General features: G+C 41.9%; 19 protein-coding genes. 4 read left to right on the forward strand and 15 right to left on the reverse strand.

Going from position 1 to position 19707, the window contains the following annotated elements:
* Positions 1–162 precede the first annotated feature (162 nt).
* The 15 genes from K0R93_RS10895 to K0R93_RS10965 all read right to left on the reverse strand — a co-directional run bounded on the left by K0R93_RS10895 (position 163) and on the right by K0R93_RS10965 (position 16826).
* Positions 163–1053, reverse strand: coding sequence for a carbon-nitrogen hydrolase family protein (locus tag K0R93_RS10895; RefSeq protein ID WP_300301129.1), 891 nt, complete (start codon positions 1051–1053; stop codon positions 163–165).
* A 3-nt stretch (positions 1054–1056) separates the two neighbouring features.
* Positions 1057–1848: a cyclase family protein gene (locus K0R93_RS10900; protein WP_300301131.1), complete on the reverse strand. Its 792-nt coding sequence runs from the start codon at positions 1846–1848 to the stop codon at positions 1057–1059.
* A 32-nt stretch (positions 1849–1880) separates the two neighbouring features.
* The gene (locus tag K0R93_RS10905; protein ID WP_300301133.1) at positions 1881–3143 is read right to left on the reverse strand and encodes a DUF1116 domain-containing protein; all 1263 of its coding nucleotides are present in this window, start codon (positions 3141–3143) and stop codon (positions 1881–1883) included.
* 30 nt (positions 3144–3173) lie between these two features.
* On the reverse strand, positions 3174–3368 hold the full coding sequence (locus K0R93_RS10910) for a fdrA domain protein (RefSeq protein WP_300301135.1): 195 nt from the start codon (positions 3366–3368) through the stop codon (positions 3174–3176).
* Entirely contained in the window at positions 3368–4921 is a 1554-nt protein-coding gene (gene fdrA, locus K0R93_RS10915; RefSeq protein ID WP_300301137.1) for an acyl-CoA synthetase FdrA, read from the reverse strand. The genes K0R93_RS10910 and fdrA overlap by 1 nt, the downstream gene beginning before the upstream one ends.
* The gene (locus K0R93_RS10920) at positions 4918–5877 is read right to left on the reverse strand and encodes a DUF2877 domain-containing protein (protein WP_300301138.1); all 960 of its coding nucleotides are present in this window, start codon (positions 5875–5877) and stop codon (positions 4918–4920) included. The genes fdrA and K0R93_RS10920 overlap by 4 nt, the downstream gene beginning before the upstream one ends.
* Before the next feature lie 137 nt (positions 5878–6014).
* A complete protein-coding gene (locus K0R93_RS10925; RefSeq protein WP_300301141.1) occupies positions 6015–7709 on the reverse strand; it encodes a PucR family transcriptional regulator in 1695 nt (564 codons plus the stop codon).
* Between the two features lie 323 nt (positions 7710–8032).
* The gene (locus K0R93_RS10930; RefSeq protein WP_300301143.1) at positions 8033–9271 is read right to left on the reverse strand and encodes a uracil-xanthine permease family protein; all 1239 of its coding nucleotides are present in this window, start codon (positions 9269–9271) and stop codon (positions 8033–8035) included.
* Positions 9272–9386: 115 nt separating this feature from the next.
* Entirely contained in the window at positions 9387–11702 is a 2316-nt protein-coding gene (locus K0R93_RS10935; protein ID WP_300301145.1) for a xanthine dehydrogenase family protein molybdopterin-binding subunit, read from the reverse strand.
* A gap of 13 nt (positions 11703–11715) precedes the next feature.
* The gene (locus K0R93_RS10940) at positions 11716–12189 is read right to left on the reverse strand and encodes a (2Fe-2S)-binding protein (RefSeq protein ID WP_300301147.1); all 474 of its coding nucleotides are present in this window, start codon (positions 12187–12189) and stop codon (positions 11716–11718) included.
* Positions 12190–12201: 12 nt separating this feature from the next.
* Positions 12202–13044 carry an FAD binding domain-containing protein gene (locus K0R93_RS10945; protein WP_300301148.1) on the reverse strand — a complete coding sequence of 281 codons (843 nt, stop codon included), beginning with the start codon at positions 13042–13044 and terminating at the stop codon, positions 12202–12204.
* A gap of 266 nt (positions 13045–13310) precedes the next feature.
* On the reverse strand, positions 13311–14426 hold the full coding sequence (locus K0R93_RS10950) for an amidase domain-containing protein (RefSeq protein ID WP_300301150.1): 1116 nt from the start codon (positions 14424–14426) through the stop codon (positions 13311–13313).
* A gap of 76 nt (positions 14427–14502) precedes the next feature.
* A complete protein-coding gene (locus K0R93_RS10955) occupies positions 14503–15168 on the reverse strand; it encodes an NAD(P)/FAD-dependent oxidoreductase (RefSeq protein WP_300301152.1) in 666 nt (221 codons plus the stop codon).
* 183 nt (positions 15169–15351) lie between these two features.
* Positions 15352–15540, reverse strand: coding sequence for a hypothetical protein (locus K0R93_RS10960; RefSeq protein WP_300301154.1), 189 nt, complete (start codon positions 15538–15540; stop codon positions 15352–15354).
* A 95-nt stretch (positions 15541–15635) separates the two neighbouring features.
* On the reverse strand, positions 15636–16826 hold the full coding sequence (locus K0R93_RS10965) for a CapA family protein (RefSeq protein WP_300301156.1): 1191 nt from the start codon (positions 16824–16826) through the stop codon (positions 15636–15638).
* Positions 16827–17058: 232 nt separating this feature from the next.
* Here K0R93_RS10965 and K0R93_RS10970 point away from each other — a divergent pair, with 232 nt between their 5' ends.
* The 4 genes from K0R93_RS10970 to K0R93_RS10985 all read left to right on the forward strand — a co-directional run bounded on the left by K0R93_RS10970 (position 17059) and on the right by K0R93_RS10985 (position 19673).
* Positions 17059–17883 carry a motility protein A gene (locus K0R93_RS10970; protein ID WP_300301158.1) on the forward strand — a complete coding sequence of 275 codons (825 nt, stop codon included), beginning with the start codon at positions 17059–17061 and terminating at the stop codon, positions 17881–17883.
* Positions 17867–18571: an OmpA/MotB family protein gene (locus K0R93_RS10975; protein WP_300301160.1), complete on the forward strand. Its 705-nt coding sequence runs from the start codon at positions 17867–17869 to the stop codon at positions 18569–18571. Before K0R93_RS10970 ends, K0R93_RS10975 begins: the two co-directional genes overlap by 17 nt.
* A gap of 120 nt (positions 18572–18691) precedes the next feature.
* Complete coding sequence (locus K0R93_RS10980; RefSeq protein WP_300301162.1) at positions 18692–18979, forward strand: hypothetical protein; 288 nt, start codon at positions 18692–18694, stop codon at positions 18977–18979.
* A gap of 148 nt (positions 18980–19127) precedes the next feature.
* Positions 19128–19673, forward strand: coding sequence for a C40 family peptidase (locus K0R93_RS10985; RefSeq protein ID WP_300301164.1), 546 nt, complete (start codon positions 19128–19130; stop codon positions 19671–19673).
* Positions 19674–19707 lie beyond the last annotated feature (34 nt).

A 19707-nucleotide genomic window follows, 5' to 3' on the forward strand; every position in this document is an offset into this window, starting at 1 on the left:
TGTTCCCGTATTGAAATGTAAATTTATAAACAAGAACCCTCTTTTATACAGCAAATTCATCTATTCGTAAACTTAAAATAGGCCCTTGGAAAATTCCAAGAGACCTATGAAGTATTTCTATATTATTTCTGTTTCAATTATAAAATTCCTGCTGCTGCAAACTTATCTCTTATAGGGAACCCGCCGGCTTGGTTCAAAGGGACTCTTCCCTTCTTGGAGGATTTCTCCATATACCGCCACATTTCGATCCTCAATGTGATCAAAGATCATAGGAGATTTTGTGCCAAAGCTTACATAGCGTATGGGATTGGCATCTAGTTTAGCAGCAATGATTTCCTCCGTCCCTCTGGCAAGGGCCAACACTTGAGCGATAGGACTTACAATCATGCTATGGCCAAAATAATAGTTTTTTCCTGCATCTGGCCCTACGGCATTGGCTGCCAGCATATATACATGATTATCATAGGCTCTGGCCTTATTGACCATTTCCCATATATCAAAACTCCTCAGCAAAGCCGATGGCCGTGTTATGATTTCAGCACCCTTTAGCGCCAATACCCTGGATAGTTCGGGAAAGTCTCCATCATAACAGATGATCATGCCGATTTTTCCCAGCTTTGTCTCCACCACCACAGTTTCATTGCCCGGTGTAGTCCATCCCCCGCCCTCCAACCTTTCCGTAGGGAAAGGATGGGTTTTTCGATATTTCCCCAGTACCTCTCCCTGGTCATCGATGAGGATGGAACTGTTTAGAACAACACCCCTCTGGCTGCCTCTTTCATAGAGGGGAAAGACCACATGGACACCCAATTCCTTGGCCAGCTTTTGAATTTTTGCCGTATGGTCTCCCGGCACTGGCCCCAGCATTTCATAAAATGCATCCACAGCCATATTTGGGGTAAAACCTGTGGTAATACTCTCAGGAAATACCACCAACTCTGCTTCATACTCCTTTACTGCCTTCTCAAGCCAGTGACAGCACTTATCAATATTATAATTGACCGCATTGGGCTCCACCGCAATCTGGACACAGGCTGCTATATGCTCCTTCATCCTCTATTCCTCATCGAAGGCGACAATTCTACAGATACTGGATTCTCCACCTTGGAATTTCCAAGGGAAGCATCCAATAATCAGACGTCGGTTTAGGATCTTATCAATTTCCCCGCCTACATTCTCAGCATGGATAATCTCATGGGGTTTTGGAAACACCTGCATGTGCATTGCCTGATATACCTCTGGCCATGGGTATATCTCATCCAAGCCCTTTCCATACTTTCCCTTCAAATATGCGTCTGCTCGCTCTGCTTCTCTTGGCTCCCAATCACGAATCTTGGTATTCATAGGATGGTCAGCTGAACCACAATCTACACCAATCCATTTGATTTCCATTTCTTTTACCCAATCTACAAAGTCCATAGATGGTCCGGGATGTCTCAGCATATATCTTCTTTCATCGGCTTCAGGCTGATCCCATCCGTATCTGTGGTAACCCGTATTGATAATAAGGATATCCCCTTTTTTCACTTCAACCCGATCCATAATATCCTGGGGTGTATAAATGCTGAAGTCTTCCGTAATGTCTGAAAGATCCACCACAACCCCAGGCCCTATCAACTTATCCAATGGCAAAGACGCAATGTCTCTTCCTGCCGTATCGAAGTGCAGGGGTCCATCTAAGTGGGTACCTACATGATTTGAAGTCGTAATCAACTGTCCGTTGGCCCCATTGGGTGATAATCTTTTGAAAAACTTGATTTGCAGCGGCTCATAGGTAGGCCATGGTGGCGTAAGATGACTGAGGTTTTGCGTTAAATCATACATTTTTACATTTTTCCAGAATTCCATTTTTAAAATCCCCCTTTATGTATTGAATAAATCTATATTGCACCTTTCTCCTCTAAATCCAAGACAAAGGCTTCCAATGCATCTTCAAAGCATTTCATTGGCGGTCGCACCAATCCGGCACCCACTTGCCCTACCCCAGGCTTGTTGTGGGCAATGCCCGTGTTGATGATGGGTAAAATATTGGTCTCAACTACCTTCTGAATGTCAATACCAGTGGCAGTTCCTTTAAAGTTCAAGACAGGAATCTTATAGGTATTGTTCTCAGCCTCTGTGATCTCATACATGAGCTTTGAATAGTTGATGGCATCCTGGGGTGTACCTCCTACAAATTGGACGATGGCAGGAGCTGCCGCCATGGCAAAACCTCCGATACCACAGGTCTCCGTAATGGTACTATCTCCGATATCAGGATTGGCATCGGCTGCTGAATAGCCTGGGAAATACAATCCATCTATGATCTCCGCTGGAGCAGTAAACCAGCGATCTCCCAATCCAGAAACCCGAATCCCAAACTCCGTGCCATTTCTCGCCATGGTATAAACGATCGTACAGTAAGGTATATCCTTAGCTGCCTCCAAGGTTGCCTTACATGCAGGCATTGTGAGATTTAAGAAAAAGTGATCATTGCTATGGATAAATTTTAATACTTCGATCTTTGCCTCATTAGAAAAATTTGTACCGATAATATGGGGTGCAAGCTCCCGAATCAACAAGGAAGTACCTGCTTTGTTTCGATTATGACCTTCATCTCCCATCATGACCACTTGGGCAATCATGTTCTTTAGATCCAGGGGACCTGATAAGGCTAGCGCTTCCTTCAATACAGGTGCCAACACGGTCTCCATCCATTTCAGCCTATTAATAACATCTTCTCCATAGGCTCCATAACGCAGTACTTTTCCCAAGCCCTCATTTAATGTGCAATAGGCTTCATTGCCATAGGTCATATTTTTTATAATCCAAACAGGCATAGATGCCGTCATAACACCCGCCATCGGCCCTACTGCATTATGATGATGGCAGGGATCAAAGCTAATCTCCCCCGATTCTGCCAGGGCCACTGCTTCAGCTTCATTCACTGCCAATCCTTCATAAATCAAACCGCCAATAACGGCACCTTTTAAAGGTCCACTCATTTTTTTCCAGGTGACTGGTGGGCCAGCGTGAAAAATGGACTTTTTTGTCATGCCTGGTACAACCTCACTGGCAGTACCAATCCCTATCAGAACAGGCTGGCCATTGAGTATTTTCTCCAGGGCCTCTTGATTGGCCTTTTGGATTTTCTCTTGAACCATCAATGCATCCCCCTTTACAATATTTTTCTTCTACTTTCCTTTTAGCTTTGCCAGCAGCGATGCCATCTTCTGATTTCCACCAGCCGGCGGCTTCCAATCTACATGTATTACATTTATCTTTTGTTCTTTCAAATCTTTGGCGAAGGACACCAAGCCCATATTGATTACCTTGATTTCTGATGCAAATAACTCATTAATCTTACCCATGCTGCCACTTCCCTCCATTATGAAATTGCCTCCAGTATTTTCATCGCTAAGCGTACCGCCTGAGCGTTCGACGGCATAACGGCCACACCGGCTTTCCTCAGTTTTTCCTCCTGATCTTCTAAGCTTTGCGGGTCCTTGTCAGTACCGCATACCGATGCGATAAAGCAAGGGCCAAACCCCTTTTTCTGTTTTATGTCCTGAGCCTTCTCTATTCCTGGCAGCATCTCCCCGACTGGATCTGGATGAGCGCCATAACCTATGACAAAATCCATTAGGATCAAAGCCACTTCATCGTCTTCAATCTCCCTCATCAACCGTTCTAAGCGATAGGTGGGATCAATCATGGGATGAGCCCTCCCAACGGTAAAGTCATCATCTCCCAAATCAATACAGGTGTGTTTATAACTCTGATGTATATTTTCCAATAGGTATTCCGATGACATCGGAATGTTAGAATATACATCCTTTGTCATACTGGAGATCAGCTTTATCGCCTCATCACAAAGGGTCCCCCCTGTGTATAAACCTCGTAGATACTTCTGATTGCTTCTTAAGCCTGCTGCAGTTTGGGCAACCAAATCCTCTATTTCCTTTTCAGGCTGGCTAATTCCCAGCGTATCTTTTATCTCAAAGCCTTTTACCAGGGCAACAGCCTTTGATGCCGTATCCTCTAAGGTCCATCCGGGCACCAAACCGTACTGATGAATCAACTGGCCATCACTGCCGATAAAATTAATTACTGCAGGCTTACCACTTCTTTGCACCTCACCAAGTACTACTTCTGCAATTTCAGGGTCTGGTGGCTTGGAAATCAGTACAATCACTTTTGTCTCAGGATCTTTGGCAAGGGCACGAATCCCCTCGATCATCATGGTTCCCCCGATTTCTTTTTTTAGATCTCTTCCTCCTGTACCAATCACTTGGGATATGCCGCTGCCAAGCTTATCGATAAGCACACTTACTTCTTGGGTTCCTGTACCCGAAGCGCCTACAATTCCAATTGGCCCTTTGCTGATTACGTTGGCGAAGGCCAACGGTACATGATTGATGATGGCCGTTCCACAGTCAGGTCCCATCATCAGCAGTCCTTTTTCTTTTGCCAAATCTTTTAATTCCTTTTCTTCTTCTAAGGTAACATTGTCGCTGAACAGCATCACATGGAGTCCTTCTTCCAAGGCCTTTTTCGCTTCATAAAAGGCATATCTTCCTGGAAGTGAAATCAGTACCATGTTGGAGCTAGGTTCATGTCTTAATGCCGATTCCAAGGTTGGCGGGGTATAATCTCCCATGTCAGATTCTTGTTTCTTATTCAGCAGCTCATCCACTTTCTTTACGACCGCTTCCATCCGATCCTCATCCGATAGAACTGCAATGAAGAAATCACTTGGGCCTACATCCTTTATTCCCCCGTGGCACAATCCTAAATTGTCAGCCAGCTCTTTATTTAATTCAGTTCCCATACCTACCAATACCTCTTGAATGCCATCCATCTTTTTTACTTCCTTGCTAATCCGCATCAACGTCACTGAATCATAATATGCGCCTTTTCTGACCTCTAGTCCTAAGCTCATACGCTCCACCCTCCTTCTCTAGCCTTTATTTGACTTAGTATACACCCTGCATAGATGCCTGCAATACAATCGGTTCCCGATGTATCACCGTTATCAATGACCGATATGGCATTCTGGTAAATGCTCTTTTCACTCTTTTCATAAAAAATAGCTTTCATTAACTGGCCAATATTTTCTGCTGCCTCACCCATGGCAGCAAAGAGCAGCATCTCTGCACTGATTTTTGTGGTTCGATGGGCTGCATCTTGTATAATGGCTTGATTTATTTTCAAAGTCTCTGTTAGCTCTCTACCATAATAATGGTCCCCATAGATCATGGCCGTCATCATCCCCGCCAATAGATCATCGGCTGAAGGAGTTAACCCCAATCCAAAACCAATAATCTGTTTTGCCATATCTTCTATTTCCCTAAGGTTTCCCTTTAAAATCTGCTCTATCAGCTTCATGATTCTAGGTCCAATAAATTCACAATAGGTATTCATTTGTAATTCCTCAGGATATGGCATTCCTCTTAGGTCTTTGTCAGCAAGGAATAAGATCGCTCCCAGGCCTGACAGCCGTCCCTTTTCCAGGATGATCTTTCGTAATCTAGCTATATTCTCAAGTACATATTGTTCTTCCAATGGCATATGGGGAAATCCCGGTTTTCCATCCCAAATGACAGCTTCCTGGAAATCCAATTGTGGGCCCCTATCCATGGTTCGTATCAAATCATTGTGAATAACAACAGCTGTTCTCGTTTTGAACCCTAATGAATGCATGGTTTGTTCTGTGGGTATCTTTACAGTGATACATCTAGGCACCTTCGGCATACCATGGGCAATAAGGGGTATAATTTCCCCTGTCTGGATTTCGATATTGCATACCTTTTGAAACACCGAATGAACCACCCCGTGTATTTCCTTTTCTGTTGTCAATAATTCTCTTGTATTGGCACAGATCATCATGGCTTTCATGTCATTTTCCTTTACTTTAAAAGTTTTTCCTTAATATATTTACGGTCCTGTAGGAGTCTATTTCTTCAGAAAACGGGCGCCTTCCTTTGGGAATTTCCCCTAAATATTTCTCCTATCTTTTGTTTCCTGTTACCAACCTACACCATGCTTTTGTCCATGGCTTCAAATATTTTTAATGCTACCTGCAGATTCAATCGATCGTTAGGATCTTCCAAATCCATCTGAGTAATCTCCTTAATTCTTTGAATACGATAAATGATCGTATTATAATGGGTATACATTTCCTCGGAAATTCTCTTTAAATTACCTCCGCATTTAAAGTATGTCTGCAGCGTTTTTATCAGCTCTGATTCCCGCTCTCGATCATACCTGATTAACGGTTCCAGGATCTCCTGATAAAATTGGATGAGTTCTTCTTCCATTTCATCAAGGCACAAAACTCTGTATATCCCTAGATCATCAAAATGGGCAATGCCATTTTTTCTGTATCCTCCCTTATTTTGAGCGGCCTTATCTGCCTCTCCATAGCTCTTCCAGAGGTTCATAACATCCTCATAGAAACGGCCTATCCCTATGGTACATATCCCTGGTCGAATCTCTGATTCTATACAGTGCATCATATTTTGGGCAAAGGCCATTAATTCTTTTTTTATGGCAATAGCTGATTGGCTCTTGTCTGTACCGTATAACAGGATGAGTTGGTCACTTTTGTTTCCAAAGACCATTTTTTCTTTCTTATGTCTCGCCAGCCGCTCCATAATTTGAAGTATCTTTCCATTTATCTGATAGAGAAAGCTGGTATTGTTTATTGTCTCCTTGATAAAGCCTTTGGAATGGTGGATCTTGATAACGATTACTGCATAGCCCAGCTTGTTATCAAAATTGAAAAGGCTGGATCTTTCCAACGCACTTCTCTGTCTTTTCTCATCTTTGGATAATAAATCGTGGAAGAATTCAATTCTATGGCGGCTTTCTATCTCAAAAATGGATGTTTTTTTCATGAGATCCAAGGCGATCATAGGAATAGCCGCTTCAATGGCAGTCTGCTCCATGACACTAAGCTTCTTATGGTCTTCCCATACACACAGATATCCCAGATATCGCTCCTCCACATAAATGGGTATCTGTATCCTGGCGACAACATTTCCAGATAGGTTATCTTCTTTTCTTATGATGATCTTTTCCCGAACGGTCCGATCCATATTGCGATAAAAGGTATGCTCCTCCTTTGCAATGATGTTTTGCAGCACATCCCTAATCTCTTCGTCACAGCAAATGACTGCCACATCAAAGATGGCATCTTGAATCACGATGGAGTTGCCTATAGACTGTCTGATCCCCTGGGCTATTTCTTGAATCCCTCCCCCTCTAAGCATCACATAAGTGAGTTCATTATGAATCTCGTGAATTTTTAACAATGTATGGGTCTGCTCATTGATGATTTCCGTTAACACAGGCATAATTACATCTGTATAGGATACATGGAAGGGGATTTCAACGATGGGAAATTGCAAATCATCAGCAATGTTTATAATCTCCTGGGAGAGGTTTTCCACATAACGTTTCATTTTTATACCGATACCGGCTAAGCCTTTTTCTTTCATCTGTGGAATAAGCTTTTTTAGTATTTCAATATCATCTTTAATGGAATAAGCCGTTGTCAGTAAAAATTCCCCTCTGGTAACCCAATCCATGATATCAGGTACCTCCATGACATTCATCTTTGTAATCCGATTTCCCAGTCCTCTATGTCCTGCTAAAGTTTTTCCTTCTCTCATCACTTCTAGATTCAACATTTCCTCAACAGTAATGCCTAAATCCTGATGCACCATTCTCCCCCCCCCCAATCTACTGCCTTTCTTTTCATTTGTAAACAACTACTAAATATGCGTCTTTCTATTTAAACTTACCGTTCAGGTTACATCAGAAGCATCCTAGCTATTCCAGCGCATAGTAGTTGTCTAAATTTTTAGTCAATTATATATATACGAAACATTCCCCATTCATGCCTATATTCCTTTGTGAACTCACAACAAAAAAGATTTTTTTGTTTTGTGAAAAACACAAAGGAAAGACCTGCATGGCTGCAGGTCTAAAGGATAAACAAAGGTTTAAAAATACTTCTTATCTTGGAAGTGGGAGTTTTCAGGAAAAGCTACTCTGGTAATACCTTATTCAAGATGATACCGACGATGGCAGCCAAGGCCATTCCTTCTATGGAGAAACACATGGTACCCATATTGATTGGAACCACAGCGCCTCCCAATCCTAGCACAAGGATGACTGCCGAAATCAAAAGGTTTCTGGATTTTGTAAAGTCCACTTTGTTCTCCACCAAAGTTCTGCCGCCAATGGAAGCGATCATCCCAAAGAGAACGATGGAAATTCCGCCAACCACCGGAGATGGAATGGTGCTGATAAATGATCCCAACTTTGGCACAATGCCTAAGATAATTGCAAAGCAGGCTGCAATTCTCATAATCGTTGGATTAAATACCCTCGTGAGGGCAAGGACTCCTGTATTTTCTGAGTAGGTTGTGTTGGCAGGTCCACCAAACATAGCAGATAGAGATGTGGCTAAACCATCTCCCAACAGGGTACGGTGTAAACCGGGTGTTTTCATAAAATCCTTTTCTACAGTAGCACCGATGGCCAAAACGTCGCCTATATGCTCTACCATGGTGGCAATGGCCACAGGTGCGACCATCATAATGGTTTGGGTATTAAATTTTGCCATTGTAAATGCTGGCCATCCAAAATATGATGCATTTGTCACCGGGGTAAAGTCTACGTTTCCTGTTAATAATGCAAAGATATATCCACCAATAAGTCCACATAACACAGGCAGCACTTTAACAAATCCTCTTCCATAGATGCTGACCACGGTTACAATTACAAAGCTAACGATGGCTAGCATCCAATTGCCCTTGGCCATATCAATGGCAACGGGTGCAAGCTTTAGTCCAATCACCATGATGATAGGCCCGGTTACAATGGGCGGGAAGAAATTCACTACTTTTTCTGGACCGAAGGCATATACCAATCCAGCCAGGACTAGATAAATAAGACCTGCCACCACAATGCCCCCCTGGGCATAAGGTAAGCCAAACTCTGGTAATGCTGCAACCGCTAAAATAGGTGCGATAAATGCGAAAGAAGAGCCTAGGAATGCTGGTACGACGCCCTTGGTTAGGAAGTGGAATAATAAGGTTCCAACGCCAGCCATAAATAGGGATACGGAAATATCAAGACCGGTAATCAATGGTACTAAAACTGTAGCACCAAACATGGTAAAGGTATGCTGAATACCCAAGATGATTTTTTTACTGGTAGGTAGATAATCGCCTTCCCTGATGGCCTCCAGTCTTTCAACCGTTACATTCTCGTTGCTCATAGGATAACCCCTTTCATTTTTACTCTTATTCTATACTCCCACACTCCTTGCCGTCTTCCCTATAATGCATTCATAGGTAATGCCCTAGCCTTATATGGCTAAGGCATTCCTTTTTCTACAATACGCTAGATTTTTCTTTTAACGCCTTTAAGACCTTTTCTGCTGTGATAGGTAAAGAATTCATCCGTATACCAATGGCATCGTATACTGCATTGGCAATGGCTGGAGCTGCTGGCACCATACAGGGCTCCCCAACCCCCCTCGCCCCATAGGGGCCAGTTTCCTCAGGATTTTCTACAAAGTTAATGATCATTTCTGGCATATCATCAGCTGTGGGAATTTTATAATCCACAAAGGAGGGATTCTTGGCAATGCCGTTTTCAAGGATTAGCTCCTCAAACAAAGCAGATCCCAGTCCTTGAACAATTCCCCCTTCTACCTGACCTTCCACAAGCTTAGGATTAATCACCTTGCCCACGTCAAAACAGGAAGCCACCTTTAATACATCTATTTTCCCCGTTTCAATGTCTACCTCAATCTCTACCCCCTGACATCCATAGGTCCAGAATGCCACTGGCTTTTCTCCTTGACCCGTTTGTTTATCGGTATTTCTCACATTGGGTGGGATAAATGCCCCCCTGCCTATGATAGGGCCATGGATGCCAGATCCATCCGCCATGGATAGACCCAGCGCCAACTCCTTCATGGCTACGCCCTTTCCAGGGATAATTTTCGATACTACATACTCATCCTTTAATACTAGATCCCTTTTGGAAACGCCTAATCTGAGTTGTGCCAGCTCTAACAGTTGTTCTTTTATATCTTCACAAGCCTTAAGCACTGCATTTCCAGCACAATAGGTGATGCGGCTTGCAACAGTCTGCCACTCGTAAGGCGTATAATCCGTATCTCCTGTTTTGATAGTAATTTTTTGGGGTGGTATCGATAATGCCTCCGCTGCCATCTGAATCAAGACTGTATCTGAACCCTGGCCTATATCCTGGGCACTTACAAGCAAATGGAAACTGCCGTCCTCATTCATTTTGATGATTGCTGAAGACGCAACATCGTTTGGCATGGAAGGCGCCTTGTATCCGCAGGCAATACCTTTCCCCCTCACCTTATGTGGTTGACTGCCACTTTCCTTCCTGTTAAAATCAATGTGCTTTGCCACATCTTCAAGGCATTCCTGCAAACCGCATACGTCCACGATCTGTCCTGTAGCATTTTTACCACCAGGCCTCAGGCCGTTTATTTTTCTGATTTCTATAGGACTCATGCCAATTTTTTCGGCCAACATATCGATATTTTGTTCAATGGCAAAATGGATTTCCGACATGCCAAAGCCTCTATAGGGTCCGCCCACAGGATGATTGGTATATACACAAATAGAATCGGTCCACACGTTGGGTATATCATAGGGCCCCGTAGATGCATAACCTCCAGCCCTGACAATGTTTACCCCATATTCTGTATAGGCACCGCCATCCCATATAAAGGTATTTTTTACAGCTGAAATTTTGCCGTCCTTCCGAATACCTGTCTTAATGGTGGCATGCATGCCTTGACGTACGAAACTGTTAACAAACTCATCTTCCCTGGAATAGGTAAGCTTTACAGGTCGGCCCTTTGTCTTTTTAGCCAGGGGTATAACAATTCCCTCTAGGGTAGTTCCTGCCTTTCCCCCAAAGCCGCCCCCTACTGCAGGTGATATGACCCTCAATTTATTTAACGGTAGGTCAAAAGCTACAGATAAGGCCTTTCGTACAGCATAGGGCGACTGGCAACTGGCCCATAGGGTGATTGAGCCATCGGCATCCATTTGGGCGATAGCACTATGGTTTTCAATAGGACAATGTTGAATATGAGGAACATAGAAACTATTTTCTACAATATAGTCTGCTTCTTCAAACCCCTTCTCGATATCTCCTTTTCGGATTTTATAATGATTACTTATGTTTGTACCTGGTTCTGGGAAAAAGATAGGTCCCCATTTATACTGGCCCAAATCTGGGTGTACCAGTGGTGCCTCGGATTTTAGCCCTTCCACCGCATTGGTTACCGCCGGCAATTCTTCATAGTCAACCCTGATATATGCTAAGGCAGCTTCTGCGATCTCCTTGGTTTCTGCTGCAACGGCAGCCACTGCCTCTCCTTTGTATCTTACCTTATCTGTGGCAAGGAATGTTTTATCCTCTAAGTACAAACCTGCCCGATTCGGGACATCTTGCCCTGTAATCACAGCCTTAACACCTTCCAATGCCTCTGCCCCTTTGGTATCCACTTCAAGGATTCTTGCATGGGGATATGGACTTCGCTTCACTGCCACATAGAGCATTCCATGGAATTTTATATCATCTACATATTTCAAAGCCCCGGTCACCTTCTTGACCCCGTCCACTCTGTTTATACTTGTTCCTACAATCCTCATCCTTTACCCTCCCTCACGATCCAAGATTCCGATTCGATATATCCATCACAGCCTCCACAATCTTCTTATAACCTGTGCAACGGCAAAGATTTCCACTGATGGCCTTTACCACTTGGTCTTCCGTAGGTGTTGGATTTTTCATCAACAGTGCCTTGGCTGACATAATCATCCCCGGCGTACAATAACCACACTGGAGGGCTGCATGATCAATAAATGTCTGCTGCAGCTCATCCAGCTCCAAGCCATTGGATAATCCTTCTACCGTAAGAATATCCAATCCATCTGCTTCTACAGCCAGGATTAAGCATGCATTCATTGGTTTATTATTCACCAATACTGTACATGCCCCACATTCTCCTCCACCACAGCCTTCCTTTGCCCCTGTAAGGTCAAAGACCTCCCTTAGCATATGTAATAGTGTCACGTGGGGTTCTATACTTGCTTTTACGGGCTCTCCATTTAATATAAAGCAAACATCTCGTTTCATTTTGTCCCTCCTTTACATGGCGGCTATAAGCTCTCTCAATCCTCGTCTTATCAGCACCTTGACGATTTCCTCTCGATAATCCTTGGATGCACGGATATCTCCGATAGGTGCAATCTCTCCTAGAACCATCTCTATGGCTTCTTCAATCACTTCTTCTGTTAAGACTTTCCCTTTCAGGAATGCCTCCGTCTTTCTAGCTCGTATGGGTGTAGGCGCTACAGAACCCAATGCAATGTGTACTTCACCATCTATCTTTATGACCGTGGCACACACGGTGGCTAAGTCTACCTCATTGCGGCGGGTGTGCTTTTGATAAATTCCCTCTATGCTGCCATAATTCGGTATTCTGATCCCCGTAACAATATCTCCCACCTGCAAACATGTCTTTCTTACCCATACAAAAAAATCATGGATAGAAACTTCTGTTTCTCCTTCCTCGCCAAAGACCTTTACCATGGCATCTAAGGCCAATAGGGGTGTTGCCGTATCTGCCAAGGGAGATGCATTGGCAATATTTCCTGCCATGGTTGCCCGATTCCGAACCTGACAAGACCCTACGGTATGTCCTGCTTCTGCCAACACCCGAAATTTTTCTAGTAAGACTGGATTTTCTCCCATTTGATTTAGAGTTACACAGGCACCGATCGTCAGCCCATCGACTTCATCATAAGTTATCTCAGATAGACCTTCTATTCCCTTAATATCAATTACTGCCTTTGGATGACTCAACCCGTCGTGAATCCTAACTATGAGGTCCGTTCCTCCGTTTAAAATACTCGCTTCTTCTCCGTATTTGAGAAGAAGTTCCCTGGCCTCTTCTAAACTCTTTGGTTTATAGTACTCAAAGTTCTTCACACCATCCACCCCCGCCTTACGCTTTTTAACGGTCCCGTTCATAAAAACGACTGCTTCCTTTAATATTCCATTACCAAAGTTTATTCCCTTTGTGTGAAAATAATAATTTTTTAGAATATTTTTATAATTATTTCATAATGTTTTTGTCTATCTATTAAAAACAACAACAAAAGGCCTATACTCATATTTATTGTGTATAGGCCTTACTCTGTACTTTTATTTATTGTAGTAACTTAACAAACTTTTCAAGATATCTTTATGGCTCTTTAGAAATGTACCCTTACGAGCCAAAACTTAATGCCTTTATTACTCCATCCTAAATCCCACGGCACCCTATATCGATCGGTATTATGGCAGTTTACCAAGGCATACCCCTTTGCATCAGCCCCTGTAACCACTGATATATGGGTGACCTTACCTTTTTTCTCATAGGCAACAAAATCCCCAGGCAATAGTCGATAAGCCTCTTTATAAACCTTATCATAGCTTCCATAGGCAATTTTAGAGGCCCTGCCGCTGTAGAGCATATAGTTTTTAAAGGCTTGGGCATTTACCCATGCCTTGCTGCCGCCTCCATCATAATTCCATGTTCCATTTTTTCGAAATTTGCCTCCCTCATGGAGAATCTGTGATGCAAAGTTGGCACAATCTCCACCTAGAGGATTATAATCTTTATATTTTTTATTGTAGCTGTATCCAGTTTCTTCATTCCCTGCAGCACCGCAGTATTGATCGGCATAGACTAAGGCATCCTTTCTTCTTTCATTCATATCATCAAACTTTCTTGGCGCCTGGGACAGTATGTAATCTTTGAATTCAGCTGATTTTTCCATATCCAGCTGGAGTGAATCGGCAAAAGGATCTGTATACCATTCCCTTGTAATTACCCAATCCTCATCCTTTTCCTTTATGTCCAAAGAATGATACGTACCAATTCGAAACATGTTGTTTGTCTCTAGATCATTCTCATACACATATTGATATTCTGTAGACGTTACCAAGTTAATGGTGTATCCTTCATCCTTCTTTTTTACCCACTTCACCATGGTATTGGCATTGATGCTGGTAAATTGAATCCCCTGTTTTTCAGACCACCGATGTAGATATTTCATCTTCTTCAATTCGTGTTCATAGGCCCATAGACCATTTCTCCGCTCCTTATCATACATGGTATCCAACAGACTGGTATCTTGCTCCATAATTGCACGATTCCGTGTATCAAAGATCGCTTTTACAATAGGTGAGAACTCCCCATCAACCCTCGAAGAAGAAACGGTAATCACTTGGTCGCTTATATACAAGCTTGAGATGATGATCCCAGCACAAACACACAAAAGCATCATATTGCGTATAGCTTTTCTTGACAGCATTAACAACTTCATTTCATTCCCTCCCCCATACTACTGATAAAGTATATGAAAGAGGGAGGGCATATAGGATAATTAAATAAAAGTTTCTCTAACTTTCCACCTGTTGTCTAAATTCCTCAATTCCTACCCGATCGATATAGGCACCCAGCCGTTCATGTTTCTTGGCACTCTCGGCATAAACCTTTACCACCTTATCAATAATCGGGTACAAATCTTCCTCATCGATATTGTCATATAGGGTGTCCCCAATTCTAGGCTTAATGCCACCCTTTCCCCCTACCTCAATCTTAAATCCTTTTGGCATGCCCATGATGCCTATATCGCGGAAATGATTCTCTGCACAGGAATTTGGACATCCGCTTACACCGATCTTCAATTTATTTGGCAAATCCATACCATGATATAAATCATCCAGTTTCATACCGACGCCTACGGCATCCTGCTGTCCCCGCTTGCAAAAAGTGGTTCCTGGACAAAACTTGACACTTCTTACACATAAACCAATGGCTGCCCCAGGCTTCATCTCAAGGTCCTGCCAAACACGATCTATTTCATCCTCTTTTAAACCCACGATAGCAATACGTTGTGAAGACGTGAGCTTAATCGCTTGGGCATTATATTTTTCAGCCACATCCGCAATTTTTCTCAGGGTTTCACTGCTCACGATGCCTCCTGGAATATGGGGTGCGATCGCATAAGTCTCGTTGTCTCGCTGTAATACAGCACCTTTTTCTAATAAATCTTTCTTTGTCATACCAAATTTCCTCCTCTGTGAACATATGCCTGTTTTTAGAGTTTTTGTGATTCCCTATTAGTATGAACCAAAATCTTTTTTTTACTTTGTATCTCTACATTATTTGGGTTATATGGCTTATTTGCTAACTAAAAAAGAACATATTCCTATGTCCTTTTTCCAATTTCATACAATTTATTATTTCTAATATTTTATAATACCTAAACCGAAGAAGATCAATCCCAATACCAAGCCTAAGCCAATACCTGTTACCACTAAAAGTCCCAATCCCCTCATGACAAATTGTTTTTGTCCAGGCCCTAATCGGTAGCTGTTTGCCCTTGAGAATTCATCAAATAACTCATCCATCCACGTAAAGATTTTAAAAGACATTAGAATCTCTCCCTACACAGTTTCTTTCGTTCCATTTTTATTGTATATTTTATTATATCATATTCTAATGTCCAATGGAGAATATGAAGTGATCATCAATTTGTTGTATCTGCCGTCTGCATAATATCCTCTTCCTGTATCCCATTCTGCAGTTTTGTGCTGTACAAGAGCAGCCTCTCTATGATTTTTGTTCCTTCGCCACCTAGGGCTACTGTAGGCTGATAATCGTTCACTTCTTTTCTCGATGAGATTTTACAAGGAATTACAAAGCCATCGTTTTTAACCACTGCCTGATCCTTTACATAAAACTTATTTTGAAAGATAAAGCTATCCTTATCTGCAGGGTTCTTATTGCCGCCAAAGGAGAAGTTTCCCAAGCTGTATATGATATACTTGTCTTTATATTTCTCAATGCCTTGCATCACATGGGGATGATGCCCTACGACAATATCTGCACCAAAATCTATGGCATAGTGCCCCAATGCCTGCTGGGTCTTATTGGGATAATACTTTCGCTCTTCTCCCCAATGAAACGAAACCAAAACGATATCGCCTAACTCCTTTGCCCTTGTAATATCCTCTTCCAGCTTCGTCTTAATGGAGACATCCCACCCTCTATAACCTAAACTAATGATCCGTATACCTTTTATGGTCATTAATCCCATAAACCCTTCTCCTGAATAGAGGATTCCATCCTGCCCAAGGGCAGCCATCGTGTCATGAAACCCTTGATTCAAATAATCATATATATGATTGTTTGCGATGTTTACCATCTCAATGCTTCCCGCTTTTAATATCCCTGTATAGGACGGGTCTCCCTTAAAACGAAATTTTTTATCTGCCTTCTTCATGCTGGTGGTAAAGGTGGTCTCCAGATTTACCAAGGTTAAATCATCTGCCTCAAATATATCCTTTACGCCCTCAAAGAAGTAAGAAAAGTCTCCTCCGTTCTCTTCTAAGCGATAGGGAAAAGAATTCATATAAGCGGATGTATCGTCCCACCCTAAAGTGCAGTCACCGGCAAAGGATATTGTGATCACCTCATCATATTCCTTTACAACTTTTTCAACATTTTCTTCTGCTGTATGTTCCTCTTTCTTTTGTTCTATCGTGAACACAGGCTTTTGTCCTCTATTTGCATCTTTTGTTTCATGCTGGATTGCTTCCATCTTCTGTATTTCTTTAACCTCTATATGCCCAGTGGAAACGATATTTAGAATGGGTAACTGAGGATATACCAGGTTGCTTACCATTAGTAATAGAGATAAGGTAAGTTTAATAAACAAAACAAGACCTCCATTTGCTATGGTTTTTTACCCAACGGCTACAGCATGTCATACATTAGTCTATGTATATCCTCAATAGAAAAAAAGATTCTTACTTTTTTAAAAGCAGAATCTTCTATGCCCTAGGCAAATATGCCCAAAGCTGGTTTTAGCAGAATTAAGCAACAGAAAGTTCATGTAATTGTGTTAAAATAAGTATATGAAATTTGATGTGTATATGAGGAGGTTTTCCATGAAGCTCGAATCCTATCAAAAAAAGTTAAAGTTACCTGTGATTGTACTGCTCACGGTTCTTGTTTTTCATTCTGTCATTGGCAGCATATCCCTGAAATCCCTATGGAATCTAACGGCCCTAGAAATCATTTTTGGGGGCATCTTTCTTTCCATCATCATTAGCTTTTCCTTTGAAACCCTTGTAGACACTGCCATGATGATTAAGGCAAGCTTCTCTGAAAAAACAGACTATAGCCATGTAATCCATAAGCTTCATGATATATCTATAAAGGTAAAACGTGAAGGTGTTTTATCCCTTCAATCGGATATAGAAATGGAAAACAATATTTTCTTAAAAGATGCCTTGGTTTTGTTAAACGACTATAAAAAGCCTGAAACCATGGGAGATATTTTACAGAAGGATATTGAAGCAAGGCGTGCCAATCTTTATCGTCCGTACAATGTACTGAAAATGATTGCCAATGTAGCCCCCTCCTTCGGTTTGATCGGAACCCTTCTTGGACTTATTGGTCTTTTATCTGATTTAGGACAAGCCTCACTTATTATGAACAATATGTCTTCTGCCTTGGTAAGTACCCTTTACGGCGGATTGATTGCCAATTTTGCTGCGGTACCCCTCATGGGCAGATTGAAGGAATATATAGATCATCATATTCTTCAATACACCATTATCATGGAAGGCGTGCTGCTGATTGCACAAAATGATTCTCCCAGAAATGTTTTTGATAAGATGAATGTGATGCTAAAAGAAGAACAGCGTCTTGTTTATCCCAAAAAGGAATTTACTGAAAGGAACGGAGCCGCCTATGAATTCCAAGGATAATGCCAACAAATATGAAATGGAGTTTAACAACAACTGGCTCATCACCTATAGTGATATGATTACCATCTTACTCTGTTTCTTCATCATTTTTTTCCTTTTTACATCGGAAGAACTGACCAGTCTTCATACAGTTAAAGAATCCTTAAACAACCAGCTGGATATCCTTAGTAATGAGAACAAAGATTTGAAAATGAAAAACGATAGCCTGGCTGCTCAATTATTTGGACTCCATAAAAATGAAAAGGGTCAAGCCTCTACCAATGATGATTTTATGACTTTTTTAGAAAAGAATAACCTTCAAGACCAGGTAGATGTTATAGAAAATGAACGGGGGCTCTTGATTCGATTCAGGGACAGTGTTCTATTCCAGAGTGGTCAATCAGGTATTTCTCAAGATGGATACCTTCTATTAGACAAAATTGGCGAACAGCTTCAGCAGGTAACCAACAACATCATTGTGGAGGGCTATACAGACAATGTACCGATTCGTACAAAGGAATATCCATCGAACTGGGAGCTTTCTGTGGCAAGGTCCATAGAAGTCGTAAAGTACCTTACAGAAACCAAAGGCATTGCCAGAAATCGTGTATCTGTCAGCGGCTATGGAGAAAGAAATCCCATCGATAGCAACAGTACGGCAGAAGGTAGAGCCAACAATCGAAGAATTGAAATCATCATCGCGAATTAGATAAATGTAAAATATGGAAAAATTTCTCAGCAGCCAATAAAACAGGCACTATATAATATCCATAAAAAACTCAAATACTAATACCAGTATCATGAATTTAGGATTAGGAGTGGATAGCAAATGGATGGAAATGATTTCTTATTTTCCATGGTAAATGGCGCTGATGGTGCTTCTGTCTTTATTACGGCAAGGAATGATTGGGAGAATGAAGGCACGATCAGTGAGAGCTTTGACGAAGAAGAAATGCATACCCTAGAGCCTATTCTGGATAAGGCTGGATTAGCTGAATTAATGGATGCTTGTTACGAGATGTCAAAACCGCCAGAGGAGACCATGGAGATCCTGTTAGAGCAGGGACTCTTACAAGATAAAAATTTTGATAAGTTTATTCGAAAAGAATTTGATTAAGCCAATTCTTAGGTCACTTATAGGGTGACCTGTTTTTTTGAAAAAAGAAGTTTTTTATGGGCCTACTCAACGATAGGCGGATATTACCATTGATAAGGCTATCTGTTTTTTATAAAATGGAATTATCAAATCTATGGGAGAGTCGCATATGAATGTAAATTCCATATTCCAACAAAAACTTCAGGAAATCCAAAGCAGAGTGCCAATTCATATCATGAAAAATACCCCTTCAAATGCTGCTGGTAATGATTTTGGTACAATTTTTCATGCAGCCGTAAATCAGCTAGATCTATCTAAAAGCGAAGCCTTGACCCAGGGCAAAACTCCCGCAGACTTGGTTTCCTTTGCCAAGGGTTATATAAATGTCCCTTATGTATGGGGCGGAACAACGCCCAAAGGCTTTGACTGTTCCGGCTTTACCAAATATGTGATGAATGAATACGGCATAGATATCCGTCGTGTTTCACAGGATCAAGCCAAAGATGGTACATATGTGCCAAAGGAAGATCTATCTGTAGGTGATCTTGTATTCTTTGATACAAAAGGAAAGGGTATCTCCCATGTGGGCATCTATATAGGCAGTGGCGAATTCATTCATGCCTCCTCAGCTTCAAAGAAGGTCACCATCTCCTCCTTAGAGGAAGGATTCTATGCTGATACCTATGTCACCGCTCGAAAAGTTCTGCTTAAATAGCATCTAGTATGGGATATACCGAAGGGAAGAATAC

The sequence above is a fragment of the Anaerosolibacter sp. genome, from assembly GCF_029240175.1.
Lineage (GTDB): Bacteria > Bacillota > Clostridia > Peptostreptococcales > Thermotaleaceae > Anaerosolibacter.